This window comes from Streptococcus suis YS56 (assembly GCF_000440115.1).
Taxonomy (GTDB): domain Bacteria; phylum Bacillota; class Bacilli; order Lactobacillales; family Streptococcaceae; genus Streptococcus; species Streptococcus suis_L.
This window is the reverse complement of sequence record NZ_ALMY01000068.1, coordinates 23286-45396: the sequence shown is the minus strand read 5'-3', so window position 1 is coordinate 45396 and position 22111 is coordinate 23286. Positions and strand designations below refer to the sequence as shown.

Sequence of the window (22111 nt, the reverse complement as noted above, 5' to 3'; positions counted from 1 at the left end):
AAAGGGCTATACAAAAAGGTCTATTCTGCCGATTACGCACAAACTGTTTACCAATCCAATCGAAAACGGTCGGTTAAAAAGATAATCCTAACGAAAGAAATGAAAGAGAAGATTTTACACTATCATAAGCAAAAATTTTCACCTGAAATGATGGTTATGAAGAAGCAAGTGAAAGTAGGGATTTCAACTATTTACTACTGGTTTCATAATGGTCATTTAGGATTGACGAAGGCCGACATGCTTTATCCCAGAAAAAGAAAAGGTGTCAAGAAGCAAGCCAGTCCGAACTTTAAGCCGGCTGGTAAATCAATCGAAGAGCGACCAGAGGTCATCAATCTTCGATTGGAAAACGGTCATTATGAAATTGATACAGTTCTACTAACCAGAGCGAAAAATCATTGCCTTTTAGTCTTAACCGACCGGCGGAGCAGACACCAAATTATAAGGTTAATTCCAAATAAAACTGCTGAATCTGTCAATCAGGCGCTTACGTTACTTTTAGGGGAGCATCGTATTCTGTCCATTACTGCAGATAATGGTTCGGAGTTCAAACGATTGTCTGAGGTATTTCCTGAGGAACATATCTACTACGCACATGCTTACTCTTCATGGGAGAGAGGTTCAAATGAAAATCATAATCGATTAATTCGGAGATGGTTACCTAAAGGAACCAAGAAAACGACTCCGAAAGAAGTCGCTTTTATAGAAAATTGGATTAACAACTACCCTAAAAAATGCTTGGACTACAAGTCGCCGAGTGAATTTCTTTTGGGTGGCTAACTTCAACTTGAAATTTGGGATTCAGAATTTACTGTAAATTTTACACAAAATCATGAATATTGGTTTTAAATTCTTAAAAATAATGGTATAATTGAAAAATCTATAAATGAAAGAGGAAGACCTATTGTTTACACCAATCAGCGAAAAAATTGACATCAATCAAGTCCGAGAGCATTCTAAACTTTCTCCTGAAACACTTGCTAAAAAACAAGCTCGTGACCGTGAACTTGAAGCCATCTTAAAAGGAGAAGATGATCGTCTTCTCCTAGTAATTGGGCCATGTTCTTCTGACAATGAAGAGGCTGTCTTAGATTATGCTCACCGCTTGGCTAAGCTTCAAGAAGAAGTAAAAGATAAAATCTTCATGGTCATGCGCGTCTATACTGCCAAGCCACGTACCAATGGTGATGGTTATAAAGGACTCATGCACCAACCAGATACAGATGCTGCACCAAGCCTCATCAACGGAATCAAAGCAGTTCGTAACCTCCACTATCGTGTCATTACGGAAACAGGTTTAACTACTGCTGACGAGATGCTCTATCCTGAAAACCTGCCTTTGGTTGATGACTTGGTTTCCTACATCGCTATCGGAGCTCGTTCGGTTGAAAATCAGCAGCACCGCTTTGTAGCGTCAGGCATCGATGTTCCAACAGGCTTGAAAAATCCAACATCTGGTAACCTCAAAGTCATGTTCAACGGTCTTTTTGCTGCTCAGAAGAAGCAATCCTTCCTCTTCAACAATACTGAAGTTGAAACATCTGGCAATCCACTTGCTCACGTTATCCTTCGTGGCGCAGTCAATGAAAATGGTAAATACCTACCAAACTATTACTATGACAATCTTCTAGAAACCATTGAGCTCTATGACCAATTTGGCTTGAAAAATCCATTTATTATTATCGATACCAACCATGACAATTCTGGGAAAAATTATTTGGAACAAATCCGTATCGTTCGTCAGACCTTAATCAACCGCGACTGGAACGAATCCATTCGTAACTACGTTCGCGGATTCATGATTGAATCCTACATTGAAGACGGTCGCCAAGACAATCCAGATGTCTATGGAAAATCCATCACAGACCCTTGCTTAGGCTGGGAAAAAACACAAGAACTCATCCGAGAAATTTACAACAGATAGGAAGATATTATGGGAATTCACAAACGTAGCACCAGTTTAGACATTGATAAAGTAAAGGAACTTTCCAAGTTAGAAGGAGAATTTCTAGCTGCAAAAAATCAGCGCGATGAAGAACTGAAAAGAATTATCCGAGGCGAAGATGACCGTCTACTCTTGGTTATCGGCCCTTGCTCATCAGATAATGAAGAGGCCGTTCTAGAATATGCACGTCGTCTCTCTAAGCTTCAAGATGAAGTCAAAGATAAAATTTTCATGGTCATGCGGGTTTATACCGCCAAACCACGCACCAACGGAGAGGGCTATAAAGGACTGGTCCACCAGCCAGATACTTCTAAATTACCAGACCTCATTAACGGTATCGCTGCTGTTCGTAATTTGCATTACCGTGTCATTACTGAGACCGGACTCACAACTGCTGATGAAATGCTCTACTCTGCCAACTACCCTCTTGTGGAAGACTTGGTATCCTACCACGCTATCGGAGCACGTTCGGTTGAAGACCAAGAACATAGATTTGTTGCATCAGGTGTCGATATGCCAACTGGTATGAAAAACCCAACTTCTGGTAATTTGACCGTTATGTTCAATGGTATCTACGCCGCACAAAACAAACAGAACTTTATTTACCGTGATGCAGAAGTTGATACAGATGGTAACCCTCTAGCTCATGCTATCCTTCGTGGTGCCAATACTGAAAAGGGCGGTTATGAGCCAAACTACTACTATGATATTCTCTTGAAAACCATCAAACAGTATGAACAATTTGGTCTTAAAAATCCATTTATCGTAATTGATACCAACCACGACAATTCTGGTAAAAACTACCTGGAACAAATCCGAATCGTCCGTCAGACCCTCATCAACCGTGATTGGAATGAAGCCATTCGCAAATATGTCCGTGGTTTCATGATTGAATCCTACTTAGAAGACGGCCGTCAAGATAGCCCTGAGGTATTCGGCAAATCCATTACCGACCCTTGCTTGGGCTGGGACAAAACGGAAGCCCTTATCCGTGAAATCCACCAAACTTTATAAACTCAACAATTAAAAAAATCAGATGAAAAATGGAGGAAACCTGTGACTATTGATGGATATACTCGCTTAGCTGCTGTTGTAGCCAAGCCAATCAAACACTCTATTTCCCCCTTTATTCATAATCTGGCTTTTCAAGATACAGGTGTAAATGGAGTATATGTTGCTTGGGAAATTCCAGAGGAAGACTTGGCTGTTACACTTGAAAATATCAAACGATACGATATGTTTGGTATCAACCTGTCCATGCCCTACAAACAAGCTGTCATCCCATATCTCGATAGCCTGACTGACTCTGCTCGCTTGATTGGAGCTGTCAATACTGTTATTCATAAGGATGGAAAGCTAATTGGGCACAATACTGACGGCATTGGATTTTTCAAGAGCTTGGAAAAACTGAGAGGATTTCAAGTAAAAAACAAGCGGCTGACCATTCTTGGAGGTGGTGGTGCTTCTACCGCTATCATTGCTCAGGCCGCTCTGGATGGGGCTAAAGAAATCACTATTTTCTGCCGCCAACAAAGCTTGGAAAGAGCACAGGCGAGTATTGCACCAATTGCTCAAGCAACTGGAGTTCCCATGAAGGTCCTAGCGCTTGAAGATAACCAATTACTACAGGAACATATTACCAACTCCGACTTACTAGTCAACGGAACCAGTGTAGGCATGGATGGGTATTCTCAACCTGTTCCTTCTACCATTCGCTTTCCTGAAAATCTTTTGGTTGCAGATGTGATCTATCAACCATTCGAAACACCTTTAATGAAGCATGCCCAGTCACAAGGCAACCCTACCATTAACGGTTTGGGCATGCTCCTTTTCCAAGCGGCTGAAGCATTCCAAGCCTGGACTGGTAAGGAAATGCCGACTGACTTGATTTGGGACCAATTAGTCCAGAAATATGACATCAAATAGAGAGGAAATCTGATGAAACTGACCGTCAATCTTCCCAACACTCCCTACGACATCCTTATCCAAAGAGGAAGTTTAGCACAGACAGGTGCATGGATCAAAGAACTTTGGAAACCTCAGAAAATCGCCATTATTACAGATGACCACGTTGGCTCACTCTACCGCGAAACAGTTCAGTCAAGCTTAGAACAAGCTGGTTTTGAAACCATTGTCTTTGAATTTCCAGAAGGTGAAGCCTCAAAAAATCTTGATACCGTCAATCAGGCCTACGAATTTCTCGTAAAAAATGGTATGACACGAAGTGATGGAATCATTGCTCTCGGCGGGGGAGTCGTTGGTGATTTGGCAGGTTTTGTCGCTTCTACCTATATGCGTGGTATCCATTTCCTGCAAATTCCAACCAGCCTAACTGCCCAAGTCGATTCTTCTATCGGGGGAAAAACTGGCGTGAACACCCCATTTGCCAAAAATATGGTAGGCACCTTCTGCCAGCCAGACGGCGTTCTCATCGACCCTGATACCCTCAAAACCCTCGGCAAACGAGAATTGATTGAAGGAATGGGCGAGGTTGTCAAATATGGCTTAATAGATGATGTGGAGCTCTGGGAAACCCTAGACCAATTAGACGGCTCTGTCGAGAGCATTCTGGAGCATGCTGACTATATCGTCTACCACTCCTGTGAAGTCAAACGCAAGGTTGTTGTCGAAGATGAATTAGACAACGGTGTCAGACTCTACCTCAACTTCGGTCACACGATTGGACATGCTATTGAAGCGACCGCTGGCTACGGCCAGGTCATGCACGGTGAAGCTGTTGCTATCGGTATGGTACAAATCTCACGCGCAGCTGAGAAAAAAGGACTGATGCCAGCTGGTATGACAGAAAAGATTATCGCCATGTGTGAAAAATTCGGCTTGCCGACTACACACCAACCTTGGAATGTAGACCAACTATATGCTGCCTTGACAAGAGATAAAAAAGCACGAGGCAAGACCATCAAACTCGTCATCGTCCCTCAATTGGGACAAGCTGCCATCCATCAAATTCCAATGGAAGAAATGCTAGAATTTCTACAAGTATAGTCTTTTAGTTTACTTTTAGTACTCGCTCCAACTATCTGGTAGATAGTTGGAGGTTGGAAATAGAGCGAACAAGGTTCGCATCAATAGCTGCAGGCATAACTCAATGCTTTCTTGTTTCTAGGTAACCAGCTGATGTACTTCGCTTTTTTGTTTTCAGGCTCAGATACGAATAGTCCACTGGACTATTCGTATCCCCCAGATTGCTTGCACAGTTAATGGACTGTGCAAGGTGGGAGATAAAACTTGCGGAGCAAGTCGCTTTTGCAAAAGCAGGCAAGGCGAGTTCAAACAATCCAGTAGAGTGTTTGAAGTTGGAAATAAGGAAACGGAGTTTCCTCTTACGTCGAGTCAACTAAATGACGAGATAAGAAAAATGACTACTGATTCAAAATCATCAGTAGTCTTATTTTTTTATAAAATCATCTCATCGTCAGTTAGCTTTTCACCACTGTTTTTGTAGAAAAGGTCCATCAAGTTTTGAACGGTCAAGTTCTTCTTCTCTTCTCCTTCTACATCGACAACAATCTGACCACGGTGCAACATGACCAAACGATTTCCGTATTCGATGGCATTTTCCATATTATGCGTAATCATCAGGGCAGTCAATTGGTGGCCTTCAACGATTTTCTTGGTGAGCTCCATAACCATATCACTGGTTTTTGGATCAAGGGCTGCAGTGTGTTCATCCAAGAGCAGAACTTTTGGTTTCACCAGTGAAGCCATCATCAATGTCAAGGCCTGACGTTGACCACCTGAAAGAAATTGCGTGTCAACCTTCATACGGTTTTCTAGTCCCAGATCAAGCTCTTTCAAGGCTTCCTTGAAAATAGCACGTTCACTATCTTTGACACCCCAGCCAAGACCACGTGACAATCCACGACGATAGGCAATAGCCATGTTTTCTTCAATGGTCAAGCGAGAAGCCGTTCCCATCTTAGGATCTTGGAAGACACGGCTGATGTCCTTAGAACGTTTGGCAGCTGAGACATGCTTAATGGATTTACCTTCAAGCAAAATATCACCCGAATCAACCGTCAAGGCACCTGCAAGTGAGTTCATGAAAGTTGATTTACCAGCACCATTACCACCGATAATGGAGATAAAATCACCCTCTTTTACATCTAAGTTCAACCCACGAAGGACATGGTTCTCATTAACTGTTCCAGCTTCGAAGGTTTTATGAATATTTTGAATTGATAAAATTGTAGACATGACTTCCTCCTAAGCATTTCCATTCAATTTTGGACGACGAATATTCAATTTCTTCTGCAATTCTGGCACATAGAGAACGGTTGCCAGAAGGATAGCTGAGAAGAGTTTAACAAGGTCTGCATCCATACCTGGAATTTCCAAAATCGCTAAGATAATCAAACGGTAAACAACTGCACCGAGAACAACCGATAGGAGTCTCCAACCCAGACGTAAGTTACGCAAGATAACTTCTGCAATAATGACAGATGCTAGACCGATAACAATGGTACCTGTACCAGAGTTGAGATCCGCATAGCCATTATTCTGAGTAAGAAGAGCACCACAAAGGGCAATTAGACCATTCGACAACATATAGCCGTAGATTTTCATATTGTCTACATTGATACCATTGGCCTCACTCATTGGAATGTTATCCCCTGTTGAACGAATAGCTAGACCAATTTGTGTATTGAGCAAGAGCGTCAATAGGCCTACAACTGCTAGTACAAAGACCAGACCAATCACCAAAACGGCATTTGTTTTTGTCAAACCGAAATCCTGCAATTGGGTCACCAGTGTTTCTTGTTTGAGCAGGGCTACGTTGGCTTTGCCTAAGATTTTCAAGTTGATAGAGTAGAGACCTGTCAAGGTTACAATACCGGTCAAAAGGGCTGGAATTTTTAGTTTTGTATGAAGTAAACCAGAAATCAAGCCTGCACCCATACCAGCTACCATAGCCATAAAGGTTGCCAGCAAGGGATTCACTCCGTTCACAATCCCTGTCGCACAAACAGCAGCTCCAAGCGGATAAGACCCCTCAGCTGTCATATCAGCAATATCTAAAATACGAAACGTCAAGTAAACACCAATCGCCATAACTGACCAAAGCAAGCCTTGCGAGATACTTGATAAAATAATATCCACGATTTTCTCCTTTTTCTAAATTCGTAGTCAATACTAGGTTCTATCATACCGATCTTATTCAGACACAGCAAGCTTAGAAGTATCGATACCTAATTTCTGAGCCATTTCTTCATTAACGTGAAGACTGACGGTCTCTGGGTATTCTACCGCTGTTTCTGACACATTGGCTCCTTCGATAATCTTAATAGCCATTTTTGCAGTTTGACGACCAAGAGCTTCGTAGTTAGTACCGTATGTCAAGAGTCCACCTTCATCCACCATGTCTGTTGAACCACCGATGACAGGAACCTTATGCTCCACAGATAATTCACCGATCATGGTCATGGTTGAAGCGACAGTATTGTCTGTTGGAATAAAGAGAGCATCTACATCCTTCATCAAACTTGTTGTCGCATCTTGTACTTCATTAGTCGAAGTGATGCCTTTTACCACTACCTTGTAACCAGCTTTTTCAAGCAATTCTTTGGCTTGTTCAACCTGAACTTCTGAATTACGTTCGCTGGTTGTGTACAAAATACCAACAGTCTTGGCATCTGGAACGGCTTGACCAAGCAATTCAACCTGCTTGTCAATTGGTGCCTGGTCAGATGTACCTGTCAAGAGACCGCCTGGTTTTTCAATCGATTCAACCAAATCAGCTGATAATGGGTCTGTAACTGCTGTAAAGACAATAGGTGTTTCCGTTGACACAGTCGCTAAACTTTGAGCAGATGGTGTCGCGATTGCTAAGACAATGTCATTTCCACCGATTAATTGTTCAGAAATAGTTTGAAGGTTGGCCTGGTCACCTTGGGCATTTTGATAATCCAAAACCAATTTTTCGCCTTCTTTATAGCCATTTGCTTCTAATTCAGCTACAAATCCTTCACGCGCAGCTGTCAATGACTCATGCTCCATATACTGAAGTACACCGACTTTTACCGCTTCAGATGAGGCTTGTTCTGATGATGAGGAACAAGCTGCAAGTGTTAGCAAACCCATACTTGCTACTGAAATAGTTGCCAATTTTTTTACTAGCTTATAATACATAAACGTTTCTTCTCCTAAATATTTTACTCTTCTAATGCTTTTATAGTTGCTGCATCAATACCAACAGCTTTAGCCATTTCTTCATTGACGGTAATAGCCGCTGTATTTGGTTTTTCAACTGCTAAGTCAGCTGGCTTTTCACCCTTCAAAATCTTCACAGCCAATTCACCAGCTTGAACACCGATAGCATGGTAGTCGACACCGTAGGTAAATAGAGCTGCGTCAATAACTGCCGCGTCACTTCCCATAGCTGGAACTTTTGCTTCTTTTAAAATATCACCGATTGTTGAAGCTGTAGAGGCAACTGTATTATCAGTTGGAAGATAGATAGCATCGACTTTTCCTGCAAGTGAAGTAATAGCTTGCTGAACATCGTTTGTAGTCGTAACTGTTGTCACTTCTACCTTTACACCTTTTGCTTCGAGTGCTTTTTTAGCCTGCTCAGCTTGAACTTCTGAGTTTACCTCGCTAGAATTGTAGAAAATACCGACCGTCTTCGCAGTTGGTACAACTTTGAGCAACATCTCAATTTGACCTTCCACATCAGTTGCATCAGTCGATCCTGTCATGGTCCCACCTGGTTTTTCCAATGATTCAACCAAACCTGCTTCAACTGGATCTGTGACAGCTGTGAATACACTTGATGTTTCACTATCTGCATTAAGCATAGCTTGGGCTGCCGGTGTTGCGATGGCAAAGTTAATATCATTTTTCCCTGCCAATTTCTCAACCATTGTCTGTAAGTTTGCTTGATCACCTTGGGCATTTTGCAAATCAATCGTCAGATTTTCACCTTCCTTGTAGCCTGCTTCTTCGAGTGCCTCTACAAAGCCTTCACGAGCTGAGGTCAATGCTTCATGTTCAGCATATTGAATAATACCAACATTGACCGAACTTGAATCTGACGAATTGGAACTGCATGCAGCAAGCGTTACTGCTGACAAAAGTGCTACTGAACTAAGTATAATTTTTTTAAATCCCATGATTATTCTCCTTTTATAAATATAATTGCAAACAAGAAAGGACCGCTTAGACTACACTCTAAACGGTCCTTATATTTCATCTGTATAGGAAAACAGAATGAATTATCCGTGCCATTTAGATGTATCATCTATGGGCACATGTCAAAATAGCTACAGCCACATAGATACAAACTTTACGTTCCCGTGTTTGCATCCATGTTTACCATGTCTACAAACACTATCTAAAATAGCCGTAGAAATAAGTATGATTAGCTGAATGATTTTGACACATTTGTAACATCTCTGTTTCCCTTTCTCATTTATTTGTAACTATCATAACTGTTTTCAAATTATTTGTCAATAGGAAATTGCGTAAATTTTCAGATTTTTCAAGTTTTTTCGAATTTTTCTAAAAATAACCCCCTATATTATTAGCTATAAAACGATCTGTCAACAGCCGTAGCTATAACTTAATTTCTAGCATTGACTTGAAACAGTCCCCTAGATTGCTTGCACAGTAAATGAACTGTTCAAGGTGGGAGATATAAGAGCGGATTGCAAAATCAGGTCAACAACGACTGATCTTGATTTTCGAAGGGTATAAATGACTATATTTGATGTCACAAAAAAGTCTGAACCTAAGCTCAGACCCTACTAAAACAATTATTTTACTTCAACTTTTTCAGTCCAAGGACATGCTGTAGTTGCTAGAACCTCGTTGAGTTCTTCTACGTTGCGGCGGCCTTGATCTGCCAACCAAGCTTTGGCTGCTTCTTCACCCTCGCTTGCAAAGATGGCTACTGCATCCTTCCAAGTCGCCCGACCACAAAGAACACCATTAAAGCTTGAACCGGCTTCTTTGGCAAAGACAAGTGTCTCTTGGAAGAGTTTAGCAGATACACCCGCACTCAAATAAATGAATGGCAAGTGAGTACTGTCTGTTTGTTCCTTGAAGAAGGCCTTAGCTTCTTCAACTGTATAGACTGGCTCTTCATCCGTGTAGCCTTCTACAAAGTTCATATTGACAGGCACTTCAACCTTGAGCACGTCTGCATTATAACGTGACTTGCTAAATTCACGCATGGCGCCGTTGACCTTGTGTGGTTTGAGGGCTGCGTATTCACGAGAAGTCACATCCATATCGCTGGCATCGTAAGTCAAGATTTCGACAAAGTAAGGAATATCTTCTGCGATACACTCACTACCAATACGTTCTACCCAGGCATGCTTAATGTCGTTGATTTCTGGCTTGTCATCTACATCATAGTAAAGCAAGATTTTTACGGCATCCGCCCCCAATTCCTTGATGCGCTTAGCTGACCAATTTGGCAAAAGGTCTGGCAAACGACCTGGTGTGGAAGCATCGTAACCTGTTTTTTCATAAGCTGCAATGAAGCCACAATCTGCATGACGCAATTCTGAAGCTGGAACGCCATACTCAGCATCCAAGAGGATAGAGCTTGCATAAGGGGTCAAATCACTTGAGATGACTTTCTTGAAGTCAATCAAAATGTCATCTCCAAATTCTCCACCACCTGCTGCAGCAGCAAGTAAGCGTTTCAAAGCCCCCCGTTGGTCAATCGCCAAGGCCGCAATCACCTGATCGCTATTTGACAAGCGGGTCATGTGATTGAATTTAGCTTGAGAAAGTTGTAATTTTGTCATTAGTTTCCTCCTAAGGAATTTTATTAACCAAATCGTTTCACGCCATCTAGATAGGTCGCTTGTAAGCATCCTGCATCATCTACGACGATAAAGTCTGCAGCTCGGCCTTCTGCAATCCGACCACAAATATGGTCAATATTGACAGAGCGAGCTGGTGCCAGAGAGGCCATACGAAGGGCATCAGGTAGGGTTACCAAGCCCCATTTCACAACATTTTGCACTGCTTCGATCAATTCTAAGATAGAACCTGCCAAACTACCACTTTCTTTTAAACGAGCAGTTCCATCTTTTACAACAACTTCAAATTCACCGAGGCGGGACTCCCCTTCACCCATACCGCCAGCTCGCATACAGTCCGTAATCAAAACAGTTTCCTCAGCTCCACGTGCTTTGACCACGATTTCTGCCGCAGCTGGATGAACATGGTGTCCATCACAAATCATTTCCGCATAGACATTTTTTAAATTCAAAGCAGCTCCGACCATACCTGGTTCACGGTGATGAAGCCCACTCATCCCATTGTAAACATGGACGAAGATATTGGCACCAGCTTCTACTGCCGCTTCCGCTTGCGCATAGGTCGCATCGCTGTGAGCCAAGGCAGTATGAATTGCCTTGCTGTTAGCAAACTCGATGAATTCTTTGACGCCTTCACGTTCTGGAGCAATAGCAATTTTATTGACTAAACCTTTAGATAAGCTGTGCCAGTTGTCCAACTTTTCAATGGACGGATCGCTCATGTACTTAGGATTTTGTGCTCCCTTGTATTTTTCTGTAAAGAAGGGACCTTCTAAGAAAATACCTTGAATCTTGGCGCCTGTTTCCTGCCCTGCATAGGTCCCAATCGTTTCACAAACTGCATCTAAATTTTCAGTCGTATCTGTTAAGGTCGTTGGAAGCCAAGAGGTCACCCCACAAGACAAGAGACCTTCTGAAATTACCTTGATCCCTTCAAAATCATTGTCCATAACATCGTGAGAAGCGTAGCCGTGGATATGTGTATCAACTAGCCCTGGTGCTAAATGAAAGTCAGAATAATCAACAATCTCCCCTTCAGGCTTTTCAGTCATAATCCGTCCAAACTGACCCTTGTCAGTAATTTCCAAATAGACTGATTCGACCTCACTCTCTGGTAAAATAATAGATTTTGCTTTTATAAATACTGCCATATTATCTCCTTTATTGATATATACACTTGCTAAACTGGTTATAACCATATACCAAATATATTGTAGAACTTCTATTAGAAAATGTCAAGTAATTACCATAACTTTATAAGAAATGGATGCTGGAGAAGGTAGAAAAAAGAGTTCTTACTCCCCAAAGTACCGTTTCTGAATCTGTACTTGGAGATAAGAACTCTACGTAAGCAGCGTATACTAGGCGTCAATTCATGACCTAACACCCTGCTCCTATCAAATATAAATATATTACAACAATTCGTTGAGAGGCTTGAAGATGATACGTTCCAAATCAGCTACATAAGTTCCCAACTGTTGTTGCTTGCTGAAATATTCCGTCAAAAGTGGATTTCCCTGAACTTTCTTGTTGAAATCCAACATTTTCTTTTGGTCAGCTTCAGTAGGAATTTCACCAGCCTGCAATTTAGATTGGATTTCTTTTTGGAAAGAAATATAACTTTCCAATATTTCTTTGGATTCTGAATTCCCCTCAACTGAGACCTTAACGGCTTCCACAGCCTTATATTCAGGCAGGTTACGGATTGCACGTTCCAATTCATTTGCGATATCATAGATATTTGTTGACATAATTTTCTCCTAATCTAAATGGATTTTGTAAGTCGTCTGCTCTCTTAAACGTTTCGCAGCGTCTTCCAAATTTCCTTTGTTTTTAAACGTTATTTGTAAAATACCGTGTATATCTTCACGGTTCTCTTCATTGATACGAATATTGACAATGGAAATACCCCGTAAGACTTCCAAAACCTTCAAAATCGTATCTTCCTCATCAGGAACACTAAGGAATAAATCGTAGAAAGAATCAACACCTGCACGCTTGTGAATTTCCATGGCTTTACGAGTTTGACGTCCCTTATCAAAAAAGTCCCAAATTGCTTTTTGATCGCCAGATCTGAGAACATCTGAAATTTCTGAGAGACGTGCTTGAAATTCCTCGATTCGATTTAGAATAGAATCTGCATTGGTTAGCAAAATGCTAGTCCACATGCTCGGCTCACTTTCTGCAATCCGTGTCATATCTCTAAATCCTCCAGCTGCAAAATTATTCGTAAAGGGATGATCTTGGGCATACTCACCAGCTTGATGCATCAAACTAGAAGCCAATACGTGTGGAAAATGTGAAATTTGACTGGTCACACGGTCATGTTCTGCCGCATCAATCTGAACAAAACGTGCCCCCGTTCCAGATAACAAATCTGTCAATCGGGGAACCGCATCCTGCTTGGTGGCCTGACACGGTGTCATAATGTAGTAAGCATTCTCAAATAGATAGAGATCTGCTGCACTGGCACCAGATTTATGACTACCTGCCATAGGGTGGCCACCGATAAAATTAATTTGTCTTGGCGCCAAATGTTCCTCTGCAGCAGCCACAATTGCAGACTTCGTTGAACCTGCATCTGTAATCAAGACCGTATCCTTCAATTCAAGGGCACTAAATTCTTCAATCAAGCGCAAAGAAACTTGAATTGGAACACAAAGAAGAATCACATCAGCCTGCTTTGCTACACCCTCCAATTCCGTTGATACCTCATCAACCATCCCCTTGCCCAAGGCAAATTGGCATGATTGTTCGTTAAGATCAAAGCCAATGAGGTAATAGTCTGGATGGTCTTTGCGAATACAGAGCGCAAGTGAACTTCCAATCAACCCTAGACCTACAATTAAAATCGTTTTTTTCATTAATTACCTAGAAATTTTTGACATAGTCGCGATGACTGGCTACTGCAGCTTTCAATTCCTCCATATTATCGGAAGAGAACTTCTCTAGAATTTCTGTCGCTAGAGTTGTAGCTACGACTGATTCCATGACCACACCAGCTGCTGGGAGAGCCGTTGGATCTGAACGCTCCACAGTTGCTTTATAAGGTTCATGGGTATCAATGTCAACCGACATCAATGGCTTATAGAGGGTCGGAATTGGTTTCATAACACCGCGAATGATTAGGGCCTCGCCATTGGTCATACCACCTTCGAAACCACCTAGATTATTGGTTCGGCGTGTATATCCTTTTTCTTGGGACCAGAGAATTTCGTCCATGACTTGGCTCCCTTTGAGATAGCCAGCTTGAAAGCCTACTCCAAATTCTACTCCCTTAAAAGCATTGATTGAAACAACAGCCTGCGCTAATTTTGCATCTAACTTTTTATCCCATTGCACATATGACCCCAAGCCAGCTGGAACTCCTCCAACAACAGTCTCAATCACCCCGCCAATAGTATCTCCATCTCGCTTGATTTGATCAATATAGGCTTTGATTTCTTCTTCACGCTCTTGGTTGACAATGGATACTTCTGACTGGGCTGCACGCTCTTTGATTTCTGCTACGCTTAAACCATCTGGGACATCAATTTCCTTCCCTCCGAAAACGACTACATGGTTAGCGATTTCAATATCCAACTCAGCCAAAATCCGTTTGGCAACCGCACCAACAGCTACACGCATAGTTGTCTCACGCGCACTAGAACGCTCCAAGGAATTACGCAAATCATCAAAGCGATATTTCATACCACCAACTAGGTCAGCATGTCCTGGTCGTGGATGTTTGATACGACGCTTACTTTTGAGCTTCTCTTCGATGTCCTCAACTGCCATAATATCCAACCATTTTTGATGGTCTTTATTGGTCACATTCAATGTAATCGGGGCACCGGTTGTCTTACCGTGACGAACACCAGCCGTAATCTCTACGCGATCTGTTTCAATCTGCATCCTACTACCACGACCGTATCCCCCCTGGCGACGTTTTAAATCTTCATTAATATCCTCAGCTGTTAAAGGAAGACCAGCTGGAACTCCCTCAATAATGGCTGTTAGACGTGGTCCATGAGACTCACCAGCTGTTAAATAACGCATACTTAATTCTCCAAAATTTCCAAAAACTTACGAGTATTGCCTAAAGACATCTGTCCAGGTGCAGATGTTTCATCTAAGCTGGCAAAAGTCCAGCAGGATCCTGTAATCACACCTGCAATACGCGTTAACTTCCCTAGTTCACCCATAGCGATTGTCGCAAATGTCTGCTCGGTGTTCAGCGATTTAAAACCACGAGTATAATTCATAACATCTAGGACGTCCTGCTCTGTCTTAGCCATTACAGCCATTTTAACAACAGCTGGTGACAGGCTAGTCAGTTCAGACATGATTTCCATATAATTAGACGGTGTTTCCTCAAAATTATGATAACTCAACACAAGATTAGGAAACTCCAACATCTGCTCAAAAACCGACTTATAAGAATAATATTCAAAATCAATATAATCTGGCTGATAAAGCGCTGCAACTTCTTTGATTAAATTGACATATTCTTGATCGTCCAAATCCAAGTGACCACCTTCACGTGTTGTCCGAATGGTGAAAACCACTTCCTTACCATTACATTTTTCAAATATAGCAGGTGCTACTCTTAAAATATCATCTTTCGGAAGGTAGTCTGCTCGCCATTCAACAATATCTGCCTCTGCTAGACGTTCTACATCAATGGCCTCTACCTCTTCCAGATTTCTAGGCATAATAGGAACTACTATTTTCATTTATCTACCTGTATCGTAAAGACCTTTAGGTAATTACTACTTTCATCATTTTTATTGATTACAAAATCGGCTGGCAAGCGATAACTTGCCTCATAACGGTGTTTTCTAACACCAAAACCTTTTTCAATCTGCCGCTTAAATTTTTCAACAGAAACATTTGCAGCGTTGGTCGAAGCGATAATAGTTCCACCTGTATTTAGTATTTCCAAAGATTGAGAAATCAACTTGTGGTAATCTTTGGCTACTGAAAAGGTTTGTTTCTTATTTCGTGCAAAGCTTGGCGGATCCAAGACAATCACATCATAAGTCAAGCCTTTACGTTTGGCATATTTGAAATATTCAAATACATCCATTACTACAAAGTGATGATTATCTAAGTCTAAACTATTAACCGTAAAGTGAGCTTTAGAAAGTTCTCGCGAGCGTTTGGCTAAGTCAACAGAAGTCGTTTCCCCTGCTCCGCCCATGGCAGCAGCAATAGAAAATGCTGCCGTGTACGAAAACATGTTCAAAAGTGACTTGCCTGCCGCCAGGCCATCCACCAAGGAACCACGTACCTCATGCTGATCCAAAAAGATTCCCGTCATCAGTCCATCATTCATAAAGACCTGATAGTGAACTCCATTTTCTAACACTGTGAAATACTCAGGGGCTTCTTCTCCATAAAGATGAGCAGACTCAAAGACCAAACCTTTAAAACGAATCTTCTCATAAGCTCCTCTTACTTCTGGAAATACCTGTTGAAAGGCAGCAACAATCATCTCTTTGACAGAATAAATAAAGGTATTATACCATGAAAAAACTGCGTATTCATCATACAAGTCAACCGTCATTCCACCAAAATTATCTCCATCTTGATTAAATAAACGAAAAGCATTCGTCATCTCAGATTGATAAAAATGTTGACGTTTCTGTTTCGCATCCACGAATAATTTAACAAAAAAATCCACGGTCAAGTCTTGGTTGCTTCTACTAAACAGCCAGCCTATTCCCTTATTCTGTTTGGACAAATAAGCCTGACCTAAATAGCTTCCAGATTCTGAATACAAAACAGCCAGCCTGTCTTCATCAAACGAAAAACCTGAAAAATCAGCGCTATCCAAGAGTTGAATCCCTCTGTTTATTTTCTGTTCTGCAATACGGTTTACCTTTATTTTCATATAATTATTATAACATGTTTCTTCATATATGCCAAAAAAACTCTAAACTTTGAGGCTTATTTTAAAATTATGGTATAATGAACTAAGCTTTTAGAAAGGACCATGAGGTTTTATTGTGAAAAAACTAATTGACTACGTCAAGAAGAGCGGACAAACTCGACTTGGCTTCGTCTTGATTTTGCTAATCATTTACTGGCTCAAAACACTCTGGGCCTACTATGTTGATTTTAATTTAGATACCCAAGGATTTTTCCAAAATTTTATCGCTATTATAAATCCTCTACCAGTAGGGATTTTATTGCTTGGTCTCTCGCTTTATATAAAGAATACGAAAGTATTCTATAGTGTAGCGATGACCATTTATATTGTTCTTTTCGCCTGGCTCTTTTCAAATGCAGTCTATTATAGAGAATTTTCCGATTATATCTCCATTTCTACCATGATGGCTACCTCTAGCGTATCTGCTGGACTAGGAGAAGCAGCTCTTAAGTTATTTAGGCTATGGGATATTGTCCATTTTCTTGATTTTATAGCTTTTGGTTTCTTAGTCTACCGTAAGGCATTTCACTGGGACAAAACTCCATTTCATAAAAAATCTAGCTTTGCCATCACAGCCTTTTCAGTATTATTGTTCTCTATCAATCTCTTTTTAGCAGAAATTGATAGACCTGAGCTACTTACGAGAGGATTTTCTAATACTTATATCGTCAGAGCCCTTGGGTTACCAGCTTTCCTTGGCTACAATGCTAATCAAACCTACAATGCCCATAAGGATCGCTCTGGGGCCACTGCCTCAGACCTGGAGCCTGTAAAACAATATATTACAGAACATTATGCTCAACCGAATGACAACTACTTCGGTATTGCCAAAGGGCGAAATGTTATCTATCTCCACCTAGAAAGCTTACAACAATTTGTTATTGACTATAAGTTGAACGTCAACGGTGTCGAATACGAAGTCACACCTTTCCTCAATTCTCTGTATCATTCTAGCTCTACTCTCGCCTTTTCTAATTTCTTTAACCAAGTGAAGGCAGGTAAAACCTCTGATGCCGAAACCATGATTGAGACCTCACTTTTTGGACTCAATCAAGGCTCTTTCATGGTCCAATATGGTGGAAGCAATACCCAGCAAGCTGCACCATATATTCTCTCTCAAAATGGTGGCTATACATCTGCTGTATTCCACGGTAACGCAGCCAGTTTCTGGAATAGGAACAATACCTATAAACAGTGGGGTTACAATTACTTCTTTGATCAATCCTACTTCTCTGAAGCCACTGCTGAAAATTCATTCCAATACGGTCTGAATGATAAAATCATGTTCGCCGACTCTATCCAATATCTTGAACATTTACAGCAACCCTTCTATACTAAATTTATCACAGTTTCCAACCATTACCCCTATACAACCAGCTTGATTGGGGATGAGATTGGCTTTCCATTAGCCAATACAGATGATGAAACCATTAATGGTTATTTTGCTACTGCAAACTATCTCGATGCGTCCATAAAGGCATTTTTCGATTACTTAAAAGCGACTGGCTTGTACGAAAACTCCGTCATCGTTCTCTATGGTGATCACTATGGGATTTCTAATTCACGTAATCCTGACTTGGCACCGTTGATTGGAAAAGATTCACAGACTTGGTCAGATTTTGACAATGCCATGATGCAACGTGTTCCATATATGATTGTTGTACCTGGAATGACCAACGGTGGGATTTTTGATACCTATGGTGGTGAGATTGATGCACTTCCTACTCTCGAACATCTTTTAGGAATCAAATCCGATAACTATCTTCAAGTTGGTCAAGATCTACTTTCCAGCCAACACAGCCAAATTGTGGCTCTTCGAACCGCTGGCAGTTTCATCACACCAAAATACACTAGCTACGAAGGTAAAATCTACTATACAGAAACTGGTCTTGAAATTACAAATCCAGATGAGACAACTCAGAAAGAAATTGATGCAATTAAAGAAGCTACCGCAGCACAACTAGCGACTAGCGATGCCATTCAAACTGGTGATCTTATCCGATTCTTCGACAATGGATTGCCAGCCTTGGATTCAAGTCAATATAACTACATTGACTCATTGGCTGCCGAGATTGCACTGGAGAATAAACTTGGTACACAATCGACAAGTTTGTATAGTAAAAACGGCAATAAATCAACAATTGAACTATTTAAAGCACCAAGCTACCTAGAACTTCACGGTAGTACAACTGCTACTAGCACACCAAATACTGGTACAAGTACAAGCACTAGCTCAACAAGTACCAGTTCAAATTCGCAGTAATACACTAAAAGGCTTAGAATCATGTCAGTTACTACATTGATTCTAAGCCTTTTTATACTCAATGAAAATCAAAAACAGGCTAGCTCCAAGGGTTTGGGGAACCTTTGGAGGTTGGAGATAGAGCGAACGTAGTTCGTTTCTACTTAGCAGATAGAACCCTGTTACTATTTTGTTTCAAGGTAACAGGCTGAAAGGCTCCACTGGAGCCTTTCACTCATCAAATCAAGTCAACAACGTCTGATTTTGATTTTCGAAGAGTATTAGACCACTATTTCAAATCACTCATCTCTATTCCATCAAGGAAATATAGAATCCTCACTAGACTCTTCCCCTGTTGATGGATTCTTAGGGGCATCTATGGGTGCAACAGTACTACTTTCAGTTGCTTTTGTATCTTCTGTTGTAGTTTCAATGTCTGTTACAGTTTCTACTTCTGGGCTAGGTGTCAACAAATCATCTAACCAGCCGTCTGCATCCTCTTCTCCATTCGGGACATCTGGAGTATTCGGCAATGGATTTCCAGGCAACCAAGTATCACCTGGCTCAACCGTCCCATCTTTGCTATCACTTTCAACTTTATCGAAATGAATATCGTAGACAGTATCTTCCAAAATAGGTGTGTCCCATGCTACATTTGGAATAACAGGTTTTGTATAATCTCGTTTATAACCTGTATCACTCTTCAAAGATGGCGGAAAAATTCCAGCTTGGTTCAATGTTAACCCTTTTCTAACAAGGTAAACAACTGTTTTACTAGTTCCCAAATGGGTCTGAAGTTGACCGCCGTCACCTGCTCGAAATGCAAGAGCTACATAATTCTTTGGATCATGCCAATAGTAATTTGGATGTCTACTTGGATCATTGATGTCCGTTGGATTATCCGTATTTTCGGCAATATATGGTCCTATACGAGGAGCTGTTGTCCCAAATGCTGCCAAGCTCGTTGTGGCACTAACATAATCTGTATCTTTTTCTCCACCGGTAATAACTGTCCTAAACTCGATGAATTCATAATCTTTACTTGGAACCGGTTCTGGTACAACAAGCCCCTGCTCCTTAGCTTGTTTCCAAGTTAAGTCAGATTTCACAAAGTATATGAACCCTGCTCGAATCTCACCATTTAATTTTAAACGACCATTAGCTATCGCACTATATTTAACAGGTACATAGTCTGATAAATCAATAGTTGAAACATCATCACTTGGAGTGTAAATATTTTTGGTTGGCTTACGATAAACAGTATCAAAATCAGCATAAAAACTTTGATGTTCTCTTGCCATCTTACCAGACTTTGGCAAAGTAGCATTCCAACCATTAAAGACGCGTCCCTTTTGTTGAAGGGTCTGCGGATAGGTGATGTTCAAATCCTCCCAATTTAAATCTTTACGAACCAAATAATAAACTCTCTTCGTTTTTTTACCATTAACGACAAAATCACCAAAATCACTATTTGTACTGAATGTTACTAGAATGAAATTTTTAATATCCTGAAGACCTTCCGGATGATACTTTTGATAGACACCATTACGTGTTAAATTTTCTGTTGAACCTTCTGTATAAAAAGGCCCATATACCGATTGTTGCTCAATTGCAAGATTTACCGTTTCGGTCTTAACATCACGCTCAGGATCATCTGGCAAACTAGGATCAATTTTATAAACGTGCGCATGGTCCCCATGGCGTACACTCATATAGTTCCCGTCAATTGTAATGTCCTCACGCTTGACTTTAAAACGCTCCATGTACTGCTTAATGAGACGTTCTTTTCTCTGTTCAAGAGTTTCTCCATCCTTTTGCTTAAGAATACGATCCTCTGGACTTTCAAACGGCTTCCTTGTATCAATTTCCTTTAATAAAACAATGTGTGTGTGATCTCCATGCGGATACTCTAATCCAATTTGACCGTCAACGATGACTTTCTTAAAACGTGACGGTTCTAAATTCAGTTCTTTTGCTAAGTAGTCCAATTTGGTTTGATACTCAGTATTTTCTACCTCAGGTTGTGACTTCTTATCCGATTCAACATTTGGTTTATACTGATTCACAAGATAAGACCATTTACTCCTTTTCAATGTTTCAAAATGAATAAGATGCAAATGTTTCCCATGCCTTACTAGAATCCCAGTTTCCGTTACACCGCTGATATTTTGCCCATCAAACAAGAAACCATCACTCGTTTGAAAATCAATCCCCGGAATCCCTTCCTGTTGGTGAACGACAGGAAGAGTTGACGATTGACGACTATCAGAGGTCAATTGTCTGTGTGTAGTGCCACCTAAGCTTGATTTTAAAATATAGTGATAATGATCCCCATGCCGAACAGTATAGCCATTTGCATCCTCTGCGACAATATCTTTAGGATCAAAAATGTATTCATCTTCGGTCTGCTTCGAACCAGATGGTCGCTGATTTCTATTAGGTTGAGAAGAATGTGTTTTTTCTTGATAGTTCTCAGGAATTAAATAGGACCATTTTGTATTCTTTAAATCTGAGTAAAAGAAAAAATGCTTATGATCACCATGATTGACAATAATTCCTAAATCAGTTTTTTCCTCAATTTGTGACTCATCAGTGAGTAAAAAACCATCATCTGTCGCCTTATCAATCCCTGGAACTTCCTTTTTCGGATCTGAAGGAATCTCTCTTGATTGCTTTGATTGCGATGTTTCTATGCTTGTTATTTTTTGATGGCTCGATTGCTCTTTATAATTTGACACTTGATAGGTTACCAATGCTACAGCACAAATAAGCGATACTCCTGCTACACAAAGCAAAGTCTTACCTTGTTTCATATCACTGTTTCTCTCCTTGTCTACTATTATATTTATATTATTGACATGATAAATGGGAGTGGGAAAGAACTCGACCATTCATAGAAGAGTTCGTCAACAAGTCTTTATTTCTAGTTGTTGAGCTGAAACAGTCTATCCCCAGACTGTTTCACTCCCACCCCCGCACAGCTCAAACTGTCTGGGAGACAGTTTGAGGTTGGAGATAAGGCGAACTCTGTTCGCATCAGTCGTAGAGGTCAGATTTGGAGTGTAAAACACGAATTGCTGAGATTTGCTTCGCAAATCTTATCTCCAACCTTTAACAGTCCAGTGGACTGTTAAAGCCAATCAACCACTGCGCTGAGATGTTGACACTAACGTTGAGAAGCGGTGCTGGGCTTTGCCCAGATTCATCGCCATATC

The 22111-nt window shown here is 40.9% G+C and carries 18 protein-coding genes; 6 read left to right on the top strand and 12 right to left on the bottom strand.

Annotated elements, in window-relative coordinates; all coding sequences use genetic code 11:
• From SST62_RS0108095 to aroB, 5 genes are all read left to right on the top strand, one after another.
• Positions 1–780, top strand: a 780-nt coding sequence (locus SST62_RS0108095; RefSeq protein WP_029186938.1) for an IS30 family transposase, incomplete at its 5' end; no start/stop codon positions are given.
• Positions 781–886: 106 nt separating this feature from the next.
• Entirely contained in the window at positions 887–1924 is a 1038-nt protein-coding gene (locus SST62_RS0108090) for a 3-deoxy-7-phosphoheptulonate synthase (protein ID WP_024395871.1), read from the top strand.
• A 9-nt stretch (positions 1925–1933) separates the two neighbouring features.
• Positions 1934–2959: a 3-deoxy-7-phosphoheptulonate synthase gene (locus tag SST62_RS0108085; RefSeq protein WP_029186937.1), complete on the top strand. Its 1026-nt coding sequence runs from the start codon at positions 1934–1936 to the stop codon at positions 2957–2959.
• A 42-nt stretch (positions 2960–3001) separates the two neighbouring features.
• Positions 3002–3871, top strand: a complete 870-nt coding sequence (locus SST62_RS0108080; RefSeq protein WP_029186936.1) for a shikimate dehydrogenase — start codon at positions 3002–3004, stop codon at positions 3869–3871.
• A 12-nt stretch (positions 3872–3883) separates the two neighbouring features.
• Entirely contained in the window at positions 3884–4951 is a 1068-nt protein-coding gene (gene aroB / locus SST62_RS0108075) for a 3-dehydroquinate synthase (protein ID WP_029186935.1), read from the top strand.
• Positions 4952–5362: 411 nt separating this feature from the next.
• Here aroB and SST62_RS0108070 read toward each other — a convergent pair whose 3' ends face one another.
• The 11 genes from SST62_RS0108070 to SST62_RS0108020 all read right to left on the bottom strand — a co-directional run bounded on the left by SST62_RS0108070 (position 5363) and on the right by SST62_RS0108020 (position 16615).
• Complete coding sequence (locus tag SST62_RS0108070) at positions 5363–6163, bottom strand: ABC transporter ATP-binding protein (protein ID WP_029186934.1); 801 nt, start codon at positions 6161–6163, stop codon at positions 5363–5365.
• Positions 6164–6172: 9 nt separating this feature from the next.
• Positions 6173–7066: an ABC transporter permease gene (locus tag SST62_RS0108065; protein ID WP_002940642.1), complete on the bottom strand. Its 894-nt coding sequence runs from the start codon at positions 7064–7066 to the stop codon at positions 6173–6175.
• Positions 7067–7120: 54 nt separating this feature from the next.
• Positions 7121–8095 carry an ABC transporter substrate-binding protein gene (locus SST62_RS0108060; protein ID WP_029186933.1) on the bottom strand — a complete coding sequence of 325 codons (975 nt, stop codon included), beginning with the start codon at positions 8093–8095 and terminating at the stop codon, positions 7121–7123.
• A 23-nt stretch (positions 8096–8118) separates the two neighbouring features.
• Positions 8119–9078 (bottom strand): ABC transporter substrate-binding protein, encoded by a 960-nt coding sequence (locus SST62_RS0108055; RefSeq protein ID WP_029186932.1) that lies wholly within the window; start codon positions 9076–9078, stop codon positions 8119–8121.
• 642 nt (positions 9079–9720) lie between these two features.
• Positions 9721–10722 (bottom strand): tagatose-bisphosphate aldolase, encoded by a 1002-nt coding sequence (gene lacD, locus SST62_RS0108050; protein WP_013730422.1) that lies wholly within the window; start codon positions 10720–10722, stop codon positions 9721–9723.
• Positions 10723–10745: 23 nt separating this feature from the next.
• Positions 10746–11891 (bottom strand): N-acetylglucosamine-6-phosphate deacetylase, encoded by a 1146-nt coding sequence (nagA, locus tag SST62_RS0108045; RefSeq protein ID WP_029186931.1) that lies wholly within the window; start codon positions 11889–11891, stop codon positions 10746–10748.
• A gap of 261 nt (positions 11892–12152) precedes the next feature.
• Positions 12153–12491 (bottom strand): YlbF/YmcA family competence regulator, encoded by a 339-nt coding sequence (locus SST62_RS0108040; RefSeq protein WP_029186930.1) that lies wholly within the window; start codon positions 12489–12491, stop codon positions 12153–12155.
• Between the two features lie 9 nt (positions 12492–12500).
• Positions 12501–13604: a prephenate dehydrogenase gene (locus tag SST62_RS0108035; protein WP_029186929.1), complete on the bottom strand. Its 1104-nt coding sequence runs from the start codon at positions 13602–13604 to the stop codon at positions 12501–12503.
• A gap of 7 nt (positions 13605–13611) precedes the next feature.
• A complete protein-coding gene (gene aroC / locus SST62_RS0108030) occupies positions 13612–14778 on the bottom strand; it encodes a chorismate synthase (RefSeq protein ID WP_002940623.1) in 1167 nt (388 codons plus the stop codon).
• Between the two features lie 2 nt (positions 14779–14780).
• The gene (aroD, locus tag SST62_RS0108025; protein WP_002940621.1) at positions 14781–15455 is read right to left on the bottom strand and encodes a type I 3-dehydroquinate dehydratase; all 675 of its coding nucleotides are present in this window, start codon (positions 15453–15455) and stop codon (positions 14781–14783) included.
• Positions 15452–16615: a class I SAM-dependent rRNA methyltransferase gene (locus SST62_RS0108020; protein WP_029186928.1), complete on the bottom strand. Its 1164-nt coding sequence runs from the start codon at positions 16613–16615 to the stop codon at positions 15452–15454. The genes aroD and SST62_RS0108020 overlap by 4 nt, the downstream gene beginning before the upstream one ends.
• 115 nt (positions 16616–16730) lie before the next feature.
• Here SST62_RS0108020 and SST62_RS0108015 point away from each other — a divergent pair, with 115 nt between their 5' ends.
• Positions 16731–18917: an LTA synthase family protein gene (locus SST62_RS0108015; protein ID WP_029186927.1), complete on the top strand. Its 2187-nt coding sequence runs from the start codon at positions 16731–16733 to the stop codon at positions 18915–18917.
• Positions 18918–19213: 296 nt separating this feature from the next.
• On the opposite strand, the gene SST62_RS0108010 is transcribed toward SST62_RS0108015, so the two are convergent.
• Positions 19214–21709 (bottom strand): pneumococcal-type histidine triad protein, encoded by a 2496-nt coding sequence (locus SST62_RS0108010; protein WP_029186926.1) that lies wholly within the window; start codon positions 21707–21709, stop codon positions 19214–19216.
• Positions 21710–22111: the final 402 nt, after the last annotated feature.